The organism is Paracoccus angustae (assembly GCF_042648745.1).
In the GTDB taxonomy this organism is placed as follows: Bacteria; Pseudomonadota; Alphaproteobacteria; order Rhodobacterales; family Rhodobacteraceae; genus Paracoccus; species Paracoccus angustae.
Map to the genome: position 1 here is coordinate 40,596 of NZ_JBHRXY010000004.1, position 19,977 is coordinate 60,572.

The following is a 19,977-nucleotide window of genomic DNA, read 5'->3' on the forward strand; positions in this document are numbered from 1 at the left end:
TCATGCGCCGTTTTCTTCCCCTTCTTGTTCTTCTGGCGGCCCTTGCCTTCGCCGTCTCGCCCCTGCTGTCGAACGGATTCGGCGGCTATCGGCCCGACCAGTTCCCGATCCCGCAAGTTGATCCGCCGATCCAGCCCGCCGGGTGGGCCTTTTCGATCTGGGGGCTGATCTTCGCCTGGCTGGTCGCGGGATCGGCATTCGGCGCCTGGAAGCGGGCCGCCGATCCCGACTGGCAGCCGATGCGGCCCGCGCTGCTGGCAAGCCTCGCCCTTGGCGCCTTCTGGATCGAGACGGCGCATCGGACCCCCATCGGCGCGACGGTCCTGATCGTGGCCATGCTGGTGCCCGCCGTGCTGGCCTTTCTGCGCGCCGGGCGGCGCGACCCGGTCTGGCAGGTGCGGCCCGTGGGGCTGTATGCCGGATGGCTGACGGCAGCCACGGGGGCTTCGTTCGGGATGGTGCTGGGGGGCCACGGCATCCTGTCCGAACAGGCGGCGGCGATCCTGTGCCTGATCGCGGTGACGGCGGCGGCCCTGCTGGTCCAAGGCCGCAGGCCCGGCGAATGGGCCTATCCGGCGGGCGTCGTCTGGGCACTGGCGGGCATCTTCGCCGCGAACCTGTCGCCCGCCGATCCCGCCGTGCTGGCCTTGTCGGCGCTGGCCGCGCTGCTGCTGGCCTACAGGGCGGCGGCGTCCTTGCGCGCGAACCCGCGATAGGCGGCCAGGGCGCGCCGGCGCCCCTGGTCCAGATCGACCAGAGGGGCAGGCCGCCGGCCCGGATCTGATCCCCAGGACCGGGGCGCGGCCCGGGCGAAATCCCGCGCGCCGTCGCCCTGCAACCAATGGTCCCGGTAAAGCCGCCGGGCATCGAATTTTCCCGCCTGCCCGTCCGGGTTGAAGACCCGGAAGAAGGGCGAGGCGTCCGGCCCGCAGCCCGCCACCCATTGCCAGTTCATCGCATTGCTGGCCGCGTCCCAATCGGTCAGGCAGCGCGCGAACCAGTCGAGACCCACGCGCCAGTCGATCATCAGGTGCTTGACCAGGAAGCTGGCGGCGATCATCCGCACGCGGTTGTGCATCCGGCCGGTCGCGAACATCTCTCGCATCCCGGCATCGACCATGGCCACGCCCGTGCGGCCCTGCCGCCAGGCCTCGGCGTCCGGGCCGTCGCCTTGCCATGGAAAATCGTTCCATTCCGGGCGCCAGCAGGTCCGGTCCATATCGGGCGCGGCGTGGAACAGCTCTCGCGCGAACTCTCGCCAAGCCAGTTCCCGCAGGAAATCCTCGATGCCGCCGCGGCCCTGATCCTGCGCGCGCAGCGCGCGGTGCCAGACGCGGCGGGCGCTGATCTCTCCGACGGCAAGGGCGTCGGACAGGCCGGATGTCGCGTCGCCCTTGGCCGGACGGTCGCGGGCCTCGGCATAGCCTGCGGTGACGCGCTTCAGAAAGGCGTCCAGCCGGGCGTGGGCGGCGGCCTCGCCCGCTTGCACATGGCGGGCGACCACGGGCCAGCCCCGGTTCATCGCGGCCCGCGCTTCGGGCCAGTCGGGGCCGTCGCTGCCGGGCCAGGTGTCGGGCGCGCGCAGGCGCGGGGCGGGCAAGGGTTCGGCGATGTCGGTTCGGCGCAGGGCGCGCCAGAAGGGGGTGAAGACCTTGAACGGGGTGCCGCCCTTGGTCAGCACGCGGCCGCGCGGCACCAGATCGGCCAGCGGGTGCAGATGCAGCCGGGCGCCCCCCGCCGCCACCGCGTCGTGCAGCCCCTGATCGCGGGCAAAGGGCATCCCCTCGCTGGCATGGACCGCCAGGGCGCCGCTGTCGCGGATCACCTGCGCCAGCACCGTGGCGGGATCGCCGCGCCGCACCACCAGGCGGCTGCCCCGGGCCTGCAACGCGGCCTCCAACGCCGGCAGGGCCATCGCCTGCCGCTGGGCGGATGCCGGATGGTTCCGCGCCTCGGCCCCGTCCAGGATCACCAGGGGAATCACCGGGCCGTCCTGGGCGGCGGCAACCAGGGCGGGGTGGTCGTCCAGCCGAAGCACGCGGCGGAACCAGCAGATCACGGTCATCGCATTCCTCTTGCCCAATCACGGGATCACGCGCGGCGGCGGCGAAAGTTTCGACGCCCCGGCATTGTCTGCCCCGGCACCGGTGGTATAGCTGAAATCCCCGGCCCGAAAGCTGAACCTGTGCCTGATCCTGCCCCCCCGTCCGGTTTCGTGTCGCTCGTCTCGGCCGGGCCGGGCGATCCCGAGTTGCTGACGCTGAAGGCCGCGGACCGCCTGGCCAGGGCCGAAGTGGTGCTTTACGACGATCTCGCCTCGGGTCCGGTGCTGGATCACGCCAACCCGCGGGCCGAACTGATCGCGGTCGGCAAGCGCGCGGGCCGCCCCTCGGCCCGGCAGGAACATGTCAATGCGCTGCTGGTCGAACATGCCCTGGCCGGGCGGCGCGTGGTGCGGCTGAAATCGGGCGATGCGGGGTTCTTCGGCCGGCTGGAGGAGGAACTGGCGGCGCTTGCCGCCGCGGACATCGCCTTCGAGATCGTGCCGGGCGTGACCTCGGCCAGCGCGGCGGCGGCGGCGGCGGGGATCCCGCTGACCCGGCGGCTGACCGCGCGGCGGGTGCAGTTCATCACCGGCGCGGACGTGACGGGCCGGCTGCCGGGCGACATCCACTGGGCGGCCATCGCCGACCCGGCGGTCACAACCGTTGTCTTCATGGGCCAGCGCAGCTTTCCCGAACTGGCCGCCGGGCTGCGCGCCCACGGGATGCCGGGCGACACGCCCGCGCTGTTCGCGGAATCCGTGGGTCATCCCCACCAGCGGCTGATCCGCACCACCATCGAGGGCCTGGCGGGGATGATGGAGGGGGCCGAGGTGACGCAGCCCGGCCTGATCATCTATGGCCCGCTGGCCTTCGACATCTAAAGATTTCGTCAAATCCCCGATAGAACCCGTCTGTTCTGACCGCCCGTCTTAGGGTTCTGTTAAGCATCGGCTCCCGCCCGGGGCCATGCAGCTGAAACGCGCATTCAACGGACAAGATGATCTCTTATCGTCACGTGGCCACCTACGGGGCCGCGCAAACCCGATGGTTGTCTGGCGTTGCCGATCTTGCCATGGCGCAGATCGGCGGAAACTGGATGCTGTTCGCCGTCAGCGCCAGGGGCGGGGTCAGCAGCTATCGGATCGGCGATCCCGAAACCCCCCTGGACCTTGTGGCCACCCAGGCCTTTCCCGCCAGTCTCACCTATCAGGCCCAGCCGGTCCTGACGGTGCTGGACATGCCGGGGGGCGATGGCCTGCTGGTCGGGGGGATGTCGAACGGCGGCGGCACCGGGCTGTCCGTCGCCGCCTCGGGCGGACTTGGCGACTTTGCGCAGCTGTTTCCGGCGGCGCAGATCGGCTCCCGCCTGTCCGCCAGCGGCCAGATGGTTGGCGACGGAGGACGCTTCTTGTTTCTGGCCCGCCCCGACAGGCTGGCGCTGGAGGTGCACAGGATCGGCGGCGACGGCAGCCTTGCCGCCGTGTCCTCGGTCAGCCTGCCGGCGCCCCCCGGCGTAACCGAGGCGTCGCTGGACAAGATCATCCTGATCACCGTGGAGGGCCAGCGGCTGCTGGTCGCCATCTCGGGCCTGGGCAACTTCATCTCGACCCATGCGATCAGCGAAGGGGGCGTCCTGGGGCACGGCGCGGTGCATGTCGCGGCCGAAGGCACGGGATATTATGTCCCCTCGGACATCGCCGCGCTTCAGTTCGGCGGGCGCAGCTTCGTGGTGGTGGCGGGGGCGACCTCGTCATCCTTGTCGGTGTTCCAGGTGGACAAGGCGGGGGCGCTGACCACGACCGACCACATCGTGGACGAACTGACCACGCGCTTCCAGTCGGTGACGGCCCTGGCCACGGCGGTGGTGGACGGGCGCGGCTATGTGATCGCCGGGGGCGCGGATGGCGGCATCAGCATCTTCACCCTGCTGCCCGACGGCAGGCTGCTGCATCTGCAAACCATCGCCGATACCGCGGACACCGTGCTGGGCAAGGTCAGCGCCATCGAGGCGCGGGCGATCGGCGGCAAGATCGTGCTGCTGATCACCTCGGACGGGGAAACGGGGGTAACGCAGCTGGCGGTCGATCCCGGCGCGATCGGCAAGACCGCCCTTGCCGGGGCCGGGCCGGTCATCGGCGGAGAGGACGACGACCTGCTGGTGGCGACCGCGGCCACGACGCGCCTACAGGGCCGGGCGGGCGACGACATCCTGGTGACGGCCAAGGCCAACATCAACCTGACCGGCGGAACCGGGGCCGACATCTTCGCCATCACCCGCTTTGACGGGCGCGTGGTGATCACCGACTACGAGCCCGGCGTGGACCGGCTGGATCTGTCGATGCTGGGCATGATCCGCAGCATCTGGCAGTTGCAGTTCGCCCCGCAATCCTGGGGCATGCGGATCGTCTACGGCAATTCCGTCCTCGAGGTGCGCACCCTGTCGGGCAACGGCCTGATGCCCACGGATTTCGGCAACGGGATGTTCCCCATCGGGCATTACTGGCTGCCCGAACTGGACCCCGTGAAGATCGAGACGCCTCCCGCCACTGTCGGCAAATGGGTCTTCGGCGGCGCGGAGGCGGACCAGCTTCTGGGCGCGGGCGGGCCGGACGCGATCCAGGCCGGCGCGGGCGACGACACGGTTTCCGCCGGGGCGGGCGCGGATACGGTGCATGGCCAGTCGGGCCACGACCAGCTGCGCGGCGGCGACGGCCCGGACCTCTTGCTGGGCCATGGCGGCCACGACACGCTGTTCGGAGACGAGGGCACCGACAGCCTGCTGGGCCATGACGGCGACGACCTGCTGTGGGGCGGGACCGGCGACGACACCCTGCGGGCCGGATCGGGCAACGATCTTCTGTACGGCGGGGCGGGGGCGGACCGCCTGTTCGGCGAGGCCGGCAACGACACCCTCTCGGGCGAGGATGACAACGACTGGCTCGAGGATCTGCTGGACAACAACCGCCTGATCGGCGGGCGCGGGAACGACACGCTTGTCGCGGGGCCGGGGCTGGACCAGCTGTGGGGCCATGACGGCAACGACCTGCTGTGGGGCGGGGCGGGCGACGACCGTCTTGACGGCGGGACCGGGGCCGACCGCCTGTTCGGCGAGTCCGGCAACGACTGGCTGGAGGATCTGCTGGGCAACAACAGCCTGACCGGCGGTTTCGGCAACGACACGCTTGTTGCGGGGACGGGGCTGGACCAGCTGTGGGGCCATGACGGCAACGACCTGCTGCGGGGCGGGGCGGGCAACGACATCCTGCGCGGGGGTCTGGGCAACGACCGCCTGTTGGGCGACAGCGACAACGACCAGCTGTTCGGAGAAGGGGGAGCCGACGTGCTGAGCGGGGGCGTCGGGTACGATCTGCTGGACGGCGGGACGGGATCCGATCTGCTGGATGGCGGCGCCGGTCACGACACCTTGCAGGGGCAGGACGGCCATGATGCGCTGACCGATCTGTCGGGCAACAACCGCCTGCTGGGCCAGGGGGACAACGACACGCTGCGGGCCGGCGCGGGGACCGACTGGCTGTCCGGCGGCAGCGGCAACGATGCGCTGTTCGGCGGGGCCGGCAACGACCGGCTGCTGGGCGACGCCGGCAACGATCGCCTGCGGGGCGAGGCGGGCAACGACATCTTGCAGGATCTTCTGGGCAACAACCACATGGACGGCGGATTGGGCTATGATCGGCTGATCGCCGGGACGGGGCTGGACACGCTGCTGGGCGGCATCGGCAACGACCTGATCCGCGCCGGGGCGGGCAACGACCGGCTGGACGGCGGGACGGGCAACGACACCCTGTGGGGCGATTCTGGCAATGACATCCTGACCGGCCTGCTTGGCAACAACCTCTTGTGGGGCGGCGCTGGCAACGACGTGCTGACCGCCGGAACGGGAAGCGACCGCCTGAACGGAGAGGCCGGAGATGACGCCCTGCGGGGCGGGGCGGGGACCGATGCGCTGCGCGGCGGCCTGGGCAATGACCGCCTGTGGGGCCAGACCGGGAACGACGAGCTGTGGGGGGACTCGGGCCAGGACAGGCTGTGGGGGGATGCCGGTCACGACAACCTGCTCGGCGGTCTTGGCAATGACCTGCTGCAAGGCGGGTCGGGCCTTGACCGGCTGAAAGGAGAGGACGGGAACGATGCCCTGTCCGGCGGGGACGGGCGCGACACGCTGTGGGGCGGAGCGGGCCGGGATACGCTGAACGGCGGAACGGACGCCGATCTGCTGATCGGCGGGGCCGAGGCCGATGTCTTCCGCTTCACGGCCGCAAGCCACAGCACCGCCAGGCTGCCCGACAGCATCCGGGATTTCCAGGCCGGGACCGATCACCTGGACCTGCGGTCCCTGAACCTCCGCTTCATCGGCAAAGCCGCGTTCGGCGACGACCATCAGCTCCGCTGGCAATACGCCGGAAACGAAACGCGCGTCCTGGCCGACCTGAACGGGGACGGACAGGCGGATTTCCTGCTGCGGCTTGCGGGACGCATCGAACTCGACCGCGACGATTTCCTGTTGTGACCCATCACGTCCGCGCCAGCCGCCTGGCGGCCCAGCGGGCCGCGTCGGCCACCGCGGGATCGGCATCCCCCGCCAGCTCCTGCGCGATCCGGGCCAGATCCGCCCGGCCCGAATTGCCGATGGCATACAGCACGTTGCGCACGAAGCGGTCGCGGCCGATGCGCTTGATCGGGCTGCCCGAGAAGCGTTCCCGAAAGTCCGCGTCGTTCAGCATGGCAAGCTCCGCCAGGGGCGGCGACTCGACGATGCCGCGATAGCGCATCTCGGACCCGGCCTGGGCGAACTTGTTCCAGGGGCAGACGGCCAAGCAGTCGTCGCAGCCATAGATGCGGTTGCCCATCAGGGGGCGCAGCTCGGGATCGACGGGGCCCTTGTGCTCGATCGTCAGATAGGAAATGCAGCGCCGCGCATCCAACTGGTAGGGCGCCGGAAAGGCGCCGGTCGGGCAGGCGTCCAGACAGGCGCGGCAGGATCCGCAATTGGAACGCTCGGGCGGGTCCGGGGGCAGGGGGATGGTCGTGAAGATCGAGCCCAGGAAGAACCAGCTTCCCAGATCGCGCGACAGAAGGTTGGTGTGCTTGCCCTGCCAGCCCATGCCGGCCGCCTGCGCCAAGGGCTTTTCCATCACCGGCGCGGTATCGACGAAGACCTTGATCTCCTCGCCCGGCACCTGCTCCAGCAGCCAGCGGCCAAGCCGCTTCAATCGCTTCTTCACCAGGTCGTGGTAATCGCGCCCCTGGGCATAGACGCTGACCGCAGCCTTGTCTGGCTGGTCCAGCACCGCCAGCGGATCGTGATCGGGGGTGTAAAGCTCGGCCAGGACGACCACCGACCGGGCCTCGGGCCAAAGGGCGGCGGGATCGCCGCGCCAGTGGGTCCGCTCGGCCATCCAGGCCATCTGGCCGTGACGCCCCGCCTTAAGAAACTGTTGCAGGCGTTCCGCGACCTCGGGCACGGAATCCGGCGCTGTGACCCGCATCCGGGAAAAGCCGACCGCCTCCGCCTCGGCGGCCAGCCGCTCTTTCACCTTTGCCCAAATATCCCGGGGGGTCTGGGGGGCTGGCCCCCCAGCCTTATCCGAAATCAAGCTCGGCATAATGGGGGGCCGGGTGGATTCCCGGAACCTGGTCGGCCAGGATCGACCGAAAGGCCGGGCGCGACTTGATGGTGGCATACCAGTCGCGCAGGGCGTCCGACCGGTCCCAATCCACGTCCGAGATGTAGTCAAGACAGGAAAAATGCGCGGCGGCCGTGAAATCGGCCAGCGTCAGGCTGTTCCCGGCCAGCCAGCGGCGGGTTTCCAGCAGCGTGGCCAGATAGTCGATATGCTCCTTGATGGCGCGCAGACCGTCCTTGACCACGCGGCTGTCGGGATAGCCCTGGCGGGTGATCTTCTTCCACACCCGCTCGGTCAGGATCGGGACGGTCACCTCGGCGTTGAACTTGTCGTCGAACCAGGCGCAAAGGCGGCGCACCTCGTGCCGTTCCAGCGGCGTGGACGGCATCAGCGCGGGCGAGGGGATGGCCTCGTCCAGGTATTCGATGATCGCCTGGCTTTCGGCCAGCATGTTGCCGCGGTGGCGCAGCACGGGCAGCTTGCCCGCCGGGTTGCGGCGCTTGAGGTCGGGCGGGCTTTCCCAGTAACGCTCCTCGACCAGTTCGACCTCGATCTTCTTTTCGGCCAGCACCAGCCGCACCTTGCGGCAGAAGGGCGACAGGGCGGAATGATAAAGCCGGGTGGTCTGGTTATTGCTGTTCATCGCCTGCTTCTGGACCTTCTTGTCACGATGCCGCCCTTGATAAGCCCGCAGCCTCCGCGATTCAACCGGCGGGGCCTAGAAGCAGTCTGCCCGCCCGTCGCGCGCAATGGTCGCAGCCCCGTCGGCAATGGCGCGCGACCGGCTGGACGCGCGGGCCGGGCTGCGGGACTTGGGCGCGGGCAGCACGGCGGCCAGCCGCGCGGCCTGCACCGGCGTCAGCCTGTCGGGCGTGGTGCCGTAGAATTCGCGCGCCGCAGCCTGGATGCCGAAGATCCCCGGCCCGAACTCGGCCACGTTCAGGTAAACCTCCAGGATGCGGCGCTTGGACCAGAAGGCCTCGATCATCGGCGTGAACGCGGTTTCCAGCGCCTTGCGCGTCCAGCTGCGCTCCTGCCACAGGAACACGTTCTTGGCGGTCTGCTGCGTCAGGGTCGATGCCCCCCGCGACGACCCCGAGGCCACGACCTTGCGGATTTCCACCATGTCGAACCCCCAATGGAGGCAGAAATTCGCATCCTCGGCCGCGACGACCGACCGGCGCATGGCAGGGGCCACGTCCTCGATCCCGACCCATTCTCGCGGGGCCGTGGCCTCGGACACGATGGTCCAGGTGGTGGGCGGGTTGATCAGGGCATAGGCCATCACCAGCCCGACCATCAGCGCCAGAAAGCGCAGGCCCAGCCAGCGCAGCCAGATCAGCAGGCGGCGCAAGGGGCGCCAGCGGAGGGCTGGCGCCGCCTCGGGCTCGGCAGTCGGGGGGCTGAACAAAAGGCGAATGACCATGGGCCGCATGTCTCATGCGGCCCGGTCCTGCGTCAAGCGCCCGCGGCGGGCGCGGCAGGCGGCACGGGCGGCACGGCGGCGCCGCCGCCCGACAGGGCATCGCGCAGCCGATCCTCGTCTTCCCGCGACAGCGAGGTTTGCAGCACGCGGCCCTTGCGATGGAAGGCTTGCAGCCGGTCCAGCACCTTGTCGGCGGTCATCTTGCGCAGCAGCACAAAGACCGCGGATCCGCCGGGCGGCAGCGCGCGGGCCGTTTCGCGCATGAAGTTGTCGTTGATGCCGATATCGGACAACTGCCCCGCCAGGGCCCCCGAGGCCGCGCCGACCGCCGCTCCGATCAGCGGGTTCAGGAAGACCAGCCCCACCAGCGTGCCCCAGAAGCCGCCGCCAAGTGCCCCCGCGGCGGTCAGGTTCACCGCCTGATGCAGCTTGATGTCGTCGGCGGACGGGCGGGTGACGACAACGGCGTCCTCCATCTCGATCAGGTATTCCCCCTGCATCTTCACCAGTTCGGCCCGCAGTTCGAAGCCGGTGGCCTCGTCGTCGAAGGCGATCACGATCAGTTCCGACATGGGTTTCTCCTTTCCCGGATATGCGCACCCAACGACAATGACAGCGCAGGGTTTCGCCAATGTGAAGGTGCCCGGCAGGGAATCGGTTGAAAAATTTGCCCTTACCGGACCATATCGGGCCATCCGCAACGAGCCGGTCGCCCGGGATGAGAGTTCTTGCCGCAGTCATGCTGATGGTGTCGCTTGTGGCGATGTCCGTCGCCGTGGCAAGCGCGGACATCCCCCGGCCGCCTTGCCGGTCCCAGATCCGCGCGGACGACATGTGCCATGCGCCGGTTCTGCCCGGAACCAGGGCCGAGTCGGCCAAGAAACCCGTTCCCTGCTTCGCCTGCCTGCTGCCCATGGCGTGCGGCGACGAACCCGCGCCGCCGGTGGCGGACAGTCCCGCGCCCTTCGGCAGAACCGTTTCGGTTGATGCCTGCCGGACAGTCCCGTGGCGGCCGCCGCGCGTCTGATCTTCAAGTTCCGCATATCCCGCCCTTCGGGGCTGACGCCGTTATCCTTGCGCCGCGCTGCGGCTGCATGTTGCCGGAGATCATCGCCATGAGCGACCACAACACCACCCACACCCCCTACATCATCCCGAAGCTGCAAGGGCTTTACGCCGCGCTGGCGCCGCTGACGGTGCTTTACATGCGCGTCATCGCGGGCGCGACCTTTATGGTCCATGGCTGGCCCAAGATCCTGGACCCGATGGCCCGCGTCGGCATGGTCGAGGGCCTGGGCTTCCATCCCGGCTGGCTTTGGGCGCCCTTGCTGGCCGCGACCGAATTCTTTGGCGGCCTGCTGCTGGTTCTGGGCCTGCTGACCCGGCCGGCAGCCTTTGCCTGCTCGATCGTGCTTTGCGTCACCACCTGGTTCCACTGGATCGTCCAGGCCGAGGGCTTCGGCGGGGCCGAGACCTCGCTTTTGTGGCTGGGGATCACGCTTTACTTCGTGGCCCATGGCGGCGGCCGGCTTTCGCTGGACCGCGCCGTCGGCAGGCAGTTCTGAGGGCTGCGGGGCGGGCCTGTCCCGCCCCCGATCCCCCCATGCCATTCCGAAATGAGAACCCCCGGCAAACCGAGATCATCCGGGTTCTTTCGCGGTGCCCGAAGACCGGGGCGGGTTTCGCCATGTCCGGCCACCGCGCGGGCTTCCTTCCCCCAATCGCGGGCGGATGATCCGAAAGGTGCTTTTCGCTCTCGCATCTGGCGCGGCAGGTGCGGAGGAGTGCCGTTGTCCCGTTTCGGGACGGCGCCCGGCGGACGGCAGCGCCGCAGCCGGAAAGCAAGGCGGAGTTCCGCAAGGAACAGCGAAGATCCCGCCGCGTTCCGAAAGGCTTCTGAACCAGATTTTCTAATGCGTGACCGCAGGAAATTCTCGTTTGCCCTTTCGCGCGGCGCCGGGAAGATACGGCCGGCATCAGGGTGGGAAAATCCCGCCCGAAGGGCCGACACCGGCCCGGATCACCGGCAGGCCGGCAAACGGGCCGGTCCCGCCCGGCCAGGGGAACACCATGAAAAAGACCTTCTTCTGCATCGACTCGCACGCCTGCGGGAACCCGGTCCGCGTCGTGGCGGGCGGCGGGCCGCTGTTGCCGCATCTGCCGGCGGCAGAGCGCCGCGCCCTGTTCGTGCGCGACCACGACTGGATCCGCACCGCCCTGATGTTCGAGCCGCGTGGCCACGACGTGATGTCGGGGGCGATCTTCTATCCCCCGTATCGCGACGACTGCGACGTGGCCGTGGTCTTCATCGAGGTCAGCGGCTGCCTGCCCATGTGCGGGGCAGGCACCATCGGCCTGTCCACCGTCCTGATCGAGGAAGGGCTGGTCACACCCCGCACCCCCGGCACCCTGTCGCTGGAAACCCCTGCGGGCCGGGTGGACGTCACCTACCGGATGGAGGGCGACCGGGTGGCCGAGGTGCGCCTGTTCAACGTGCCCAGCTATCTGCATGCCGCCGATGTGGCGGTGGATGTGCCGGGTGTGGGCCGGCTGGCGGTGGACATCGCCTATGGCGGCAACTTCTACGCCGTGGTCGAGCCGCAGGAAAACTGGCCGGGGCTCGACATCGGATCCGCGGCCATCGTCGCGCTGTCCCAGAAGCTGCGGACGGCCTTGGCCGATGTCATCGACCCTGTCAACCCCGAGGACGACCGCATCCGGGGCGTGCATCACGCGATCTGGTGCGACAACGCGCCCAAGGGCGACGCCGACGGACGCGGGGCGGTGTTTTACGGCGAAAAGGCCATCGACCGGTCGCCCGGAGGCACCGGCACCTCGGCCCGGATGGCGCAGCTGCACGGAAAGGGCCGGCTGGCGGTTGGCGGACGTTATCGCAACGAAAGCCTGATCGGCACGACCTTCGACGGCCGCGTCGAATCCGAGGCGGCCATTGGCGCCTTTACCGGCATCCGGCCCAGCCTGGGTGCCTGGGCGCGCATCATCGGTCACAACACGATCTTCGTCGATGACCGCGATCCGCTGTTCAAGGGGTTCCAGATCGGCTGACGCCGAGGCCGGAATGGCGGACATGGCGAACCCCGAGGCATGCGGCCCTGATCCGGTGGGGGTCGCGCGCTTCGGGGTTTTCCGTTCGCGCCGTGCGGCCGCGTTTCTCGGGCAGAAACCCGGCAGGTCGCAAGATCCTTCATCCGCGTCGCAATTTGCAAAGTCGGCATGCCCCTGCATGACGCAATGATGACACCTGGGGACAGCGGCACCGGCTCGCGTCTGCCCCCTAACAGGACACACACCCAGCACGGTCTGGCTTGAACCCATGCAAGGAACCGATCCCATGTTGCGCGAATCCGATGTCGTTTCGATGCTGCTGCGCCGCAAGCCCGCCTATTCGCTGGCGCAGGAATTCTATGGCGATCCCGGCATCCATCAGGTCGATCTGGAAAACATCTGGTACAAGGAATGGCTGTTCGCCATCCCCTCCTGCGAGATCCCGAAGGCGGGTGACTACGTTGTCTACGAGGTCGGCGTTTATTCGGTCGTGATCGTGCGCGGCACCGACGGGCAGATCCGGGCCTTCCACAACGCCTGCCGCCATCGCGGCTCGGTGCTGTGCAAGACGAAGAAGGGCCGCAATCCCAAGCTGGTCTGCCCTTATCACCAGTGGACCTACGACCTGGACGGCCGCCTGCTGTGGGCGCGCGACATGGGCCCCGAGTTCGATCCGTCCCGGCACGGGCTGAAGAAGGTCCACTGCCGCAACAATTCCGGCATGGTCTATGTCTGCCTGGCCGACGAGGCCCCGGATTTCGAAGCCTTCGCGGCGGAAACCGCCCGCTATCTGGCGCCGCACGACCTGGAAAACTCGAAGATCGCCTTTGAAAGCACCATCGTCGAGAACGGCAACTGGAAGCTGGTCTGGGAAAACAACCGCGAATGCTATCACTGCGCGGGCAACCATCCCGACCTGTGCCGCACCTTCCCCGAGGATCCGCGCGCCATCGGCAACAGCGGCGACGGCGGGCTGGCGTCCGAACTGGACAAGCACGTCGCCCGCTGCGAGGCGGCGGGGGCGCCTTCGGCCTATCGCATCGCGCCCGACGGCGAATGGCGCTTCGTGCGCACGCCGCTGCTGGACGGGGCCGAAAGCTATACGCTGGACACCAAGGTGGCGGTGACGAAGCCGAATTCCTCCATTCCCTTCAGGGACGCGGGGGCGCTGCTCAAGTTCCGCTATCCAGGCACCTGGAACCACTTCCTGTCCGACCATTCGATCCTGTTCCGCGTCACCCCGATCAGTCCGACCGAAACCGAGGTCTGCACGAAATGGCTGGTCCACAAGGACGCGGTCGAAGGCGTGGATTACGACCTGAACCGCCTGACCGAGGTCTGGGTTCATACCAACGACGAGGATCGCGAGGTGGTCGAGAACAACCAGAAGGGCATCCTGACGCCCGCCTACGAGCCCGGGCCCTATTCGGAAATCCACGAAGGCGGGCTGATCCAGTTCTCGGACTGGTATTCCGGCCACCTGATCCGCACCATCACCGGTGCGCGGACCCCGGCTTCCACGGCGATGGCGGCGGAATAAGGATGACGGTCCACAGCCCCCTGGTCCTGTCGGAAGACCCGGAAATCTGGCGCGACACCGAACGGCTGGTCTGCTGTTCGGTCGTGCCCGAGGCGCCCGATGTCGCCACCTTCAGCTTCGTGTCGCCGTCGGGCGCCTTGTTCAGGTACGAGCCCGGCCAGTTCCTGACGCTGGAACTTCCGGTGCCGGGCGGCACCGTCTGGCGGACCTACACGATCTCGTCCTCGCCGTCGCGGCCCTTGTCGATCTCGGTCACGGTCAAGGCGCAGGCGGGCAGCGTCGCGACGCGCTGGATGCTGGACCACCTGCGCCCCGGCATGGCGATCAAGGCCACCGGCCCCCTGGGCGTCTTCACCCTGCCGCGCAAGGACCGCAAGAAGTACCTGTTCATCTCGGCCGGATCGGGGATAACGCCGTCGCTGTCGATGACGACCTATCTGTTCGACCGGGCCACCGACATCGACGTGGCCTTCGTCAACTGCGCCCGCCGCCCGTCCGAGATCATCGCGCGCCGGCAGCTGGAGCAGATGGCCGCCCGCGTGCCCTCGATCAAGCTCTACTTCATCGTCGAGGAGGACGACCCCTTCGACGTGTGGACCGGCTTTCGCGGCCGCCTGAACCAGATCACCATCGGGCTGGTGGCCAGCGACTATCTGGACCGCGAGGTTTATTGCTGCGGTCCCGAGCCCTTCATGGACGCCGTGCGCGAGATGCTGATCGGCCTGGGCTACGACATGGACCGCTATCACCAGGAAAGCTTCGCCAAGCCCGCCGAAACGGTCGAGGACATCCCGCCCCACGACGACGTGGTGCCCGACGACCACGCGGCCGCGCGCATCACCTTTGCGCCGTCGGGCGTGGTGGCCGACTGCCACGAAACCGACACCGTGCTGGCGGTGGCCAAGGCCAACGGGCTGAACATCCCGTCCGGCTGCACCTTCGGCCTGTGCGGCACCTGCAAGATCCGCAAGCTTTCGGGCGATGTGCACATGGTCCACAACGGCGGCATCTCGGACGACGACATCGCCGAAGGCTATATCCTGGCCTGCTGCTCGAAGCCGATCGGACAGGTCGAGGTGGCCGTCTGACGCGGGGCGCCGGGGGCGCAAACGACAAGGGAGAGGAGAAACCCGATGAGCAATCGAGGCGTGGTCTATACCGGGCCGGGCAAGGTCGAAGTCCAGAACATCGCCGATCCGGTGCTGGCGGGGCCGGACGGCCGCAAGCTGGAACACGCGGTCATCCTGAAGGTGGTTTCGACCAACATCTGCGGATCGGACCAGCAAATGGTGCGCGGCCGCACCACGGCCGAGCCGGGGCTTGTGCTGGGCCACGAGATCACCGGCGAGGTGATCGAGAAGGGTGCCGATGTCGAGATGCTGTCGATCGGCGACATCGTGTCCGTGCCGTTCAACGTGGCCTGCGGGCGCTGCCGCTGCTGCCGCGAGGGCGACACCGGCGTCTGCCTGACGGTGAACCCGGCGCGGGCGGGCGGCGCCTATGGCTATGTGGACATGGGCGGCTGGATCGGCGGGCAGGCGCGCTACGTGATGGTGCCCTATGCCGACTTCAACTTGCTGAGGTTCCCCGACCGCGACCGGGCCATGTCCAAGATCCGCGACCTGACGATGCTGTCGGACATCCTTCCCACCGGCTTTCACGGCGCCTGGAAGGCGGGCGTGAGCGTGGGGTCCATCGTCTATGTCGCGGGGGCGGGGCCGGTGGGCCTGGCGGCGGCGGCCTCGGCCCGGATCCTGGGCGCGGCGGTCGTGATGATCGGCGACTTCAACGCCGAACGGCTGGATCATGCCCGCCGCGTCGGGTTCGAGCCGGTGGATCTGACCCGGGGCGACGACCTGCCCGAGATGATCGCCCAGATCACCGGCAGCCCCGAGGTGGACGCCGCCATCGACGCCGTGGGCTTCGAGGCGCGCGGACATTCGGGCGGCGAACAGCCTGCCATCGTGCTGAACCAGATGATGCAGATCACCCGCGCGGCGGGCAACATCGGCATTCCCGGCCTTTACGTGACCGAGGATCCGGGCGCGGTGGACGACGCGGCCAGGCATGGCAGCCTGTCGATGCGCTTCGGCCTGGGTTGGGCCAAGGCGCAGTCGCTTCATACCGGCCAGACGCCCGTGCTGAAGTACAACCGCCAGCTGATGCAGGCGATCCTGCACGACCGCCTGCCCATCGCCGACATCGTGAACGCGCAGGTCATCTCGCTCGAGGATGCCGTCCAGGGGTATGAAAGCTTCGACCGGGGCGCGGCGAAGAAGTTCGTGCTGGATCCCCACGGCATGCTGGCCGCGTGATTGCAGCCAGGACCATCTGCCGGTGCGGATCAGGCCGCCGTGGCGTCGCCTGTCCGCGCCGGTTCCTGTCCAAGCGGTATCGTCATGCCGACGGGCGTGACGAACCGCTGGATCTCGGCCCGCGACAGTTCCCAATGCGCGACGGCCAGATCGGCCACGCCGTCGGCATCGCCCGACTCGATCAGGGCGATGAGCCGGTCGTGCTGATCGGCCGCCAGCCGGCGCTGTTCGTCGAGCCCTTCGGCGCGCGGATGGAAAAAGGTCATGCCGATGCGGGTGTGGTCGATCAGCAGCCGCCGCAGGCTGGGCATCAGGAATTCGTTGTCCGCCATTTCTCCGATGATGGCGTGGAACCGCTGGTTCATCAGCGCGCGGCACGGAATGTCGGCGCTGCGGATGGCCGTGCGGAACAGGCGCTGCGCGTCCTTCAGCCGGGCGATCTGGGCCGGCGTCGCGTGCTGCGCCGCCAGCCGCCCGACCGCCGCATAGATCATCGGCGCGGCCACGAAGAAGTTGCGCAGCGTCTTGTGGGTCATCGGCGCCACCTGCGCGCCGCGGTTCTGGTGCAGGACGACGTATTCCTCGCCCGCAAGCTGGTTCAGAACCTCGCGCAGGGGCGGGCGCGAGATGTCGTAGCGTTCGGCGATAAGGGTTTCGTCCAGATAAACGCCCGGCTCCAGATCCTGCGTCAGGATCCGCGTCCGCAGGTCGTCCAGGCAGTGCTGCTTTCGGGTTGTCGGTCCCTTGCTCATCGGTGCCTCTCGATTCGGCAGATCGTTTTTCAGCGCGTTCCGATCACGAAATGATAGTGGAATAAAAGACATGTTGTCTACAAGAGTGCCGCGTGTATCATTTGCCGGTGGAGGAGGGGCCACATGAACCAGATCAAGGGCGATGCGGTCATCCGCTGCGAAGGCGTGTGGAAGATCTTCGGCCGCAGGGCCAAGGAAGCCTATGCCGCGGTCAGGCGCGACGGGCTGACCAAGACCCAGATCCGCGACAGGTTCGATTGCGTGGTGGGGGTGCGCGACGCCTCGTTCGAGGTGCATCGCGGCGAGATTTTCTGCATCATGGGCCTGTCGGGATCGGGCAAGTCGACGCTGATCCGGCACATCAACCGCCTGATCGAACCGACGGCGGGGGCCATCTTTATCGACGGGCAGGATGTCAACGGACTGTCGCAGGCCGAGTTGCGCAAGGTCCGGGCCGAAAAGATCGGCATGGTGTTCCAGAACATGGCGCTGATGCCGCACCGCACCGTGCTGGACAACGTGGCCTTCAGCCAGGAGGTGCGCGGCCATGAGGTCAAGGCCCGCCAGGACACCGCCCGCCGCGCCATCGCCGCCGTCGATCTTGCCGGCTGGGAAACCCGCTATCCCGACGAGTTGTCGGGGGGCATGCAGCAGCGCGTGGGCCTGGCCCGCGCCATCGCCGCCGATCCGGCCATCCTGCTGATGGACGAGCCGTTCAGCGCGCTCGACCCGCTGATCCGGCGGCAGTTGCAGGACAAGTTCATGCAGCTTTCGGCCGAGATGAAGAAAACCACGCTGTTCATCACGCACGACCTGGACGAGGCGATCCGCATCGGCGACCGCATTGCCATCATGAAGGACGGCGTGCTGGTCCAGGTCGGCACGCCCGAGGACATCGTGACCAACCCCGCCGACGACTATGTGGCGGATTTCGTCGCGGGGATTTCCAAGCTGGAGCTGATCTCGGCCGGCAAGATCATGGAGCCGCTGGAACGATACGCCCAGCGGCGCGGCCCGGCGGATCTGGACGGCTGGCCCGAGGCCCATCCCGACCAGCTTCTGAACGATCTGGTGGATCTGTCCATCGCGACCCAGCACCCGATCGTCGTCAAGGTGGACGGACAGCCGCTGGGGGTCATCACCAAGAACGCCCTGCTGCGCGGCATCAAGGGCGAACCCGGCATGGCCGGACAGGCAGAGGGCTGACGCATGGAAGACGAACCGGGCTTCGACATCCTCAACCCCTTCGCCTCGGTCGATCTGGGGATCGGCGAACGCGCCGACGGCATCAAAAGCTGGGCCATCGCCAACCGCGGGCTGATCCAGCCGCTGAAGTCCTTTTTCCAGGACATCATCAGCGCCATCGAGGGCACGTTGCAAGCGATCCCGCCCACGATCATGCTGCTGGTGCTGGTGCTGATCGCCTGGCAGGCCGCCGGGCGCCGCGTGGCCGTGATCGTGTTCGCCTGCCTGGTGGTGCTGGGCCTGCTGGATCCGGCGGCCTGGTCGCTGGCCATGACCACGCTGGCCATCGTCATCTCGGCCGTGCTGCTGTGCGTGGTCATCGGGCTGCCCTTGGGCATCCTTGCGGGAAAAAGCGACGCGTTCGAAGGCGCGGTGCGTCCCGTGCTGGACACGATGCAGACCATCCCCGCCTTTGTCTATCTGGTGCCGGTGGTGATGATGATCGGCATCGGCGACGTGTCGGGCGTGATCGTCACGATCATCTTCGCGCTGGCGCCGCTGGTGCGCCTGACATCCTTGGGCATCCGCAGCGTCAATCCCAGCGTGGTCGAGGCCGCCCGCGCCTTTGGCGCCACGCCCCGCCAGATCCTGTTCAAGGTGGAACTGCCCCTGGCCACGCCCACGATCCTGGCGGGGCTGAACCAGACCATCATGCTGGCGCTGTCCATGGTGGTGATCGCCTCGATGATCTCGGTCAAGGGCTTGGGCAACGAGGTGCTGCGCGCCATGGGCCGCCTTGACGCGGGCAAGGCCATCGTGGGCGGGTTGGGGATCGTGATGCTGGCGATCGTCCTGGACCGCATCACGCAGGGACTGGGGCGGACGGGCCGCGACCGCGGGCACCGGCACTGGTGGCAGACCGGCCCGGTCGGCGCCGTTGCCGGGCTGCTGCAAAGACGCGGCTGAAACAACAACCGGAAAAAACCCAACAAGGAGAGGAAGACCATGAAGACCTTTGCGCTGACGACCGCCATGGCGCTTGCCCTGGCCGTTCCGGCCCTTGCCCAGGACAGGCCCGGCGAGGGCGTCACGGTGCGCCCCATCGTCTCAACGCAGATCGAGGAGTTCTTCCAGCACCGCATCCTGTTCCGCGCGCTCGAGGATCTGGGCTACACCGTCGAGGAGCCGAGCGAGGCCGAATACCAGACCATCCACCTGGCCATCGGCACGGGCGACGCCGATTTCACCGCCGTCAGCTGGCACACCCTGCACGACGCCTTTTTCCAGGAAGCCGGGGGCGAGGCGGTGATGTCGCGCGTGGGCACCTATATCGAGGGCGCGCTGCAAGGCTATCTGGTGGACAAGGCCAGCTACGATTCCGGCGTCACCAACATCGGCGACTTCACCGATCCGGCCGTTGCCGCCCGGTTCGACGCCGACGGCGACGGCAAGGCCGACCTGGCCGGCTGCATCCCCGGCTGGGGCTGCGAACGCGTGATCGAGCATCACCTGACCGAATACGGCCTGCGCGACACGGTCGCCCACAACCAGGGCGCCTATCAGGCGATCATCGCCGACGCCATGGCGCGGCACGCCAACGGCGAGCCGATTTTGTATTATACCTGGACCCCCTACTGGGTGTCGGGAGCAATGGTGCCGGGCAAGGATGTGGAATGGCTATCGGTGCCTTATACCTCGTTGCCTGAGGGCGACAGCGGCGAAACCGAGTTCGAGGGCAAGAACCTGGGCTTTGCCGTGGACAGCATCGGCGTGGTGGCCCGCAACGACTTCCTGGAGGCCAATCCGGCGGCGAAAAAGCTGTTCGAGGTGGCGAAGCTGGACATCAACGACATCTCGGCCGAGAACAAGCTGATCACCGACGGCGAGAACACGTCCGAGGACATCGACAAGCATGTGGCGGACTGGATCGCCGACAACCAGGCGGAATTCGACGGCTGGCTTTCGGAAGCCCGCGCCGCCGCGCAATAACTGACACGCCGACG

The 19,977-nt window shown here is 68.0% G+C and carries 18 protein-coding genes; 12 read left to right on the forward strand and 6 right to left on the reverse strand.

The features are described from left to right. The first annotated feature begins 2 nt into the window (after nucleotides 1-2). Nucleotides 3-716, forward strand: coding sequence for a hypothetical protein (locus ACFOM8_RS07300; RefSeq protein ID WP_377760711.1), 714 nt, complete (start codon nucleotides 3-5; stop codon nucleotides 714-716). Here ACFOM8_RS07300 and ACFOM8_RS07305 read toward each other — a convergent pair. Next, nucleotides 677-2,065, reverse strand: coding sequence for a cryptochrome/photolyase family protein (locus ACFOM8_RS07305; protein ID WP_377760713.1), 1,389 nt, complete (start codon nucleotides 2,063-2,065; stop codon nucleotides 677-679). The two genes, ACFOM8_RS07300 and ACFOM8_RS07305, sit on opposite strands and share 40 nt — an antisense overlap. Before the next feature lie 150 nt (nucleotides 2,066-2,215). Here ACFOM8_RS07305 and cobA point away from each other — a divergent pair, with 150 nt between their 5' ends. Next, nucleotides 2,216-2,926, forward strand: a complete 711-nt coding sequence (cobA, locus tag ACFOM8_RS07310; RefSeq protein WP_377760715.1) for a uroporphyrinogen-III C-methyltransferase — start codon at nucleotides 2,216-2,218, stop codon at nucleotides 2,924-2,926. 116 nt (nucleotides 2,927-3,042) lie between these two features. Further along, nucleotides 3,043-6,573 (forward strand): calcium-binding protein, encoded by a 3,531-nt coding sequence (locus ACFOM8_RS07315; RefSeq protein ID WP_377760717.1) that lies wholly within the window; start codon nucleotides 3,043-3,045, stop codon nucleotides 6,571-6,573. A 4-nt stretch (nucleotides 6,574-6,577) separates the two neighbouring features. Here ACFOM8_RS07315 and queG read toward each other — a convergent pair whose 3' ends face one another. From queG to ACFOM8_RS07335, 4 genes are all read right to left on the reverse strand, one after another. Continuing rightward, entirely contained in the window at nucleotides 6,578-7,600 is a 1,023-nt protein-coding gene (queG, locus tag ACFOM8_RS07320) for a tRNA epoxyqueuosine(34) reductase QueG (protein ID WP_377760718.1), read from the reverse strand. A 46-nt stretch (nucleotides 7,601-7,646) separates the two neighbouring features. Next, on the reverse strand, nucleotides 7,647-8,333 hold the full coding sequence (gene fzlA / locus ACFOM8_RS07325; protein ID WP_377760720.1) for an FtsZ-binding protein FzlA: 687 nt from the start codon (nucleotides 8,331-8,333) through the stop codon (nucleotides 7,647-7,649). A 75-nt stretch (nucleotides 8,334-8,408) separates the two neighbouring features. Beyond that, complete coding sequence (gene mtgA / locus ACFOM8_RS07330) at nucleotides 8,409-9,116, reverse strand: monofunctional biosynthetic peptidoglycan transglycosylase (protein WP_377760722.1); 708 nt, start codon at nucleotides 9,114-9,116, stop codon at nucleotides 8,409-8,411. A gap of 32 nt (nucleotides 9,117-9,148) precedes the next feature. Next, entirely contained in the window at nucleotides 9,149-9,688 is a 540-nt protein-coding gene (locus ACFOM8_RS07335) for a DUF1269 domain-containing protein (protein WP_377760724.1), read from the reverse strand. Nucleotides 9,689-9,834: 146 nt separating this feature from the next. Here ACFOM8_RS07335 and ACFOM8_RS07340 point away from each other — a divergent pair, with 146 nt between their 5' ends. From ACFOM8_RS07340 to fdhA, 6 genes are all read left to right on the forward strand, one after another. Next, a complete protein-coding gene (locus ACFOM8_RS07340; protein WP_377760725.1) occupies nucleotides 9,835-10,143 on the forward strand; it encodes a hypothetical protein in 309 nt (102 codons plus the stop codon). An 88-nt stretch (nucleotides 10,144-10,231) separates the two neighbouring features. Next, a complete protein-coding gene (locus tag ACFOM8_RS07345) occupies nucleotides 10,232-10,681 on the forward strand; it encodes a DoxX family protein (protein ID WP_377760727.1) in 450 nt (149 codons plus the stop codon). Nucleotides 10,682-11,186: 505 nt separating this feature from the next. Beyond that, the gene (locus tag ACFOM8_RS07350; protein WP_377760729.1) at nucleotides 11,187-12,182 is read left to right on the forward strand and encodes a 4-hydroxyproline epimerase; all 996 of its coding nucleotides are present in this window, start codon (nucleotides 11,187-11,189) and stop codon (nucleotides 12,180-12,182) included. A 286-nt stretch (nucleotides 12,183-12,468) separates the two neighbouring features. After that, a complete protein-coding gene (locus ACFOM8_RS07355; RefSeq protein ID WP_377760731.1) occupies nucleotides 12,469-13,722 on the forward strand; it encodes an aromatic ring-hydroxylating oxygenase subunit alpha in 1,254 nt (417 codons plus the stop codon). A gap of 2 nt (nucleotides 13,723-13,724) precedes the next feature. Beyond that, on the forward strand, nucleotides 13,725-14,810 hold the full coding sequence (locus ACFOM8_RS07360; protein WP_377760733.1) for a 2Fe-2S iron-sulfur cluster-binding protein: 1,086 nt from the start codon (nucleotides 13,725-13,727) through the stop codon (nucleotides 14,808-14,810). 45 nt (nucleotides 14,811-14,855) lie between these two features. Next, nucleotides 14,856-16,037: a formaldehyde dehydrogenase, glutathione-independent gene (fdhA, locus tag ACFOM8_RS07365; protein WP_377760735.1), complete on the forward strand. Its 1,182-nt coding sequence runs from the start codon at nucleotides 14,856-14,858 to the stop codon at nucleotides 16,035-16,037. A 29-nt stretch (nucleotides 16,038-16,066) separates the two neighbouring features. Here the strand turns inward: fdhA and ACFOM8_RS07370 are convergent, their stop codons facing one another. Continuing rightward, a complete protein-coding gene (locus ACFOM8_RS07370) occupies nucleotides 16,067-16,789 on the reverse strand; it encodes a GntR family transcriptional regulator (RefSeq protein ID WP_377760737.1) in 723 nt (240 codons plus the stop codon). A 123-nt stretch (nucleotides 16,790-16,912) separates the two neighbouring features. Here ACFOM8_RS07370 and ACFOM8_RS07375 point away from each other — a divergent pair, with 123 nt between their 5' ends. Genes ACFOM8_RS07375 through proX form a run of 3 tightly spaced genes read left to right on the forward strand, consistent with a single transcriptional unit; the run spans nucleotide 16,913 to nucleotide 19,963 of the window. Next, nucleotides 16,913-17,995: a quaternary amine ABC transporter ATP-binding protein gene (locus tag ACFOM8_RS07375; protein ID WP_377760739.1), complete on the forward strand. Its 1,083-nt coding sequence runs from the start codon at nucleotides 16,913-16,915 to the stop codon at nucleotides 17,993-17,995. A gap of 3 nt (nucleotides 17,996-17,998) precedes the next feature. Next, a complete protein-coding gene (locus tag ACFOM8_RS07380; RefSeq protein ID WP_377760741.1) occupies nucleotides 17,999-18,940 on the forward strand; it encodes an ABC transporter permease in 942 nt (313 codons plus the stop codon). 39 nt (nucleotides 18,941-18,979) lie between these two features. After that, the gene (proX, locus tag ACFOM8_RS07385) at nucleotides 18,980-19,963 is read left to right on the forward strand and encodes a glycine betaine/L-proline ABC transporter substrate-binding protein ProX (RefSeq protein WP_377760743.1); all 984 of its coding nucleotides are present in this window, start codon (nucleotides 18,980-18,982) and stop codon (nucleotides 19,961-19,963) included. The last annotated feature ends 14 nt before the right edge of the window (nucleotides 19,964-19,977 follow it).

What these genes read in the sequence shown, in the direction of transcription:
- ACFOM8_RS07355 (WP_377760731.1), top strand. Translation starts at nt 12,469, where the DNA reads ATGTTGCGCGAATCCGATGTCGTTTCGATGCTGCTGCGCCGCAAGCCC.
- proX (WP_377760743.1), top strand. Translation starts at nt 18,980, where the DNA reads ATGAAGACCTTTGCGCTGACGACCGCCATGGCGCTTGCCCTGGCCGTT.
- ACFOM8_RS07350 (WP_377760729.1), top strand. Translation starts at nt 11,187, where the DNA reads ATGAAAAAGACCTTCTTCTGCATCGACTCGCACGCCTGCGGGAACCCG.
- ACFOM8_RS07335 (WP_377760724.1), bottom strand. Translation starts at nt 9,688, where the DNA reads ATGTCGGAACTGATCGTGATCGCCTTCGACGACGAGGCCACCGGCTTC.
- ACFOM8_RS07300 (WP_377760711.1), top strand. Translation starts at nt 3, where the DNA reads ATGCGCCGTTTTCTTCCCCTTCTTGTTCTTCTGGCGGCCCTTGCCTTC.
- fdhA (WP_377760735.1), top strand. Translation starts at nt 14,856, where the DNA reads ATGAGCAATCGAGGCGTGGTCTATACCGGGCCGGGCAAGGTCGAAGTC.
- ACFOM8_RS07305 (WP_377760713.1), bottom strand. Translation starts at nt 2,065, where the DNA reads ATGACCGTGATCTGCTGGTTCCGCCGCGTGCTTCGGCTGGACGACCAC.
- mtgA (WP_377760722.1), bottom strand. Translation starts at nt 9,116, where the DNA reads ATGGTCATTCGCCTTTTGTTCAGCCCCCCGACTGCCGAGCCCGAGGCG.
- ACFOM8_RS07315 (WP_377760717.1), top strand. Translation starts at nt 3,043, where the DNA reads ATGATCTCTTATCGTCACGTGGCCACCTACGGGGCCGCGCAAACCCGA.
- ACFOM8_RS07360 (WP_377760733.1), top strand. Translation starts at nt 13,725, where the DNA reads ATGACGGTCCACAGCCCCCTGGTCCTGTCGGAAGACCCGGAAATCTGG.
- ACFOM8_RS07370 (WP_377760737.1), bottom strand. Translation starts at nt 16,789, where the DNA reads ATGAGCAAGGGACCGACAACCCGAAAGCAGCACTGCCTGGACGACCTG.
- ACFOM8_RS07340 (WP_377760725.1), top strand. Translation starts at nt 9,835, where the DNA reads ATGAGAGTTCTTGCCGCAGTCATGCTGATGGTGTCGCTTGTGGCGATG.
- fzlA (WP_377760720.1), bottom strand. Translation starts at nt 8,333, where the DNA reads ATGAACAGCAATAACCAGACCACCCGGCTTTATCATTCCGCCCTGTCG.
- ACFOM8_RS07345 (WP_377760727.1), top strand. Translation starts at nt 10,232, where the DNA reads ATGAGCGACCACAACACCACCCACACCCCCTACATCATCCCGAAGCTG.
- ACFOM8_RS07380 (WP_377760741.1), top strand. Translation starts at nt 17,999, where the DNA reads ATGGAAGACGAACCGGGCTTCGACATCCTCAACCCCTTCGCCTCGGTC.
- ACFOM8_RS07375 (WP_377760739.1), top strand. Translation starts at nt 16,913, where the DNA reads ATGAACCAGATCAAGGGCGATGCGGTCATCCGCTGCGAAGGCGTGTGG.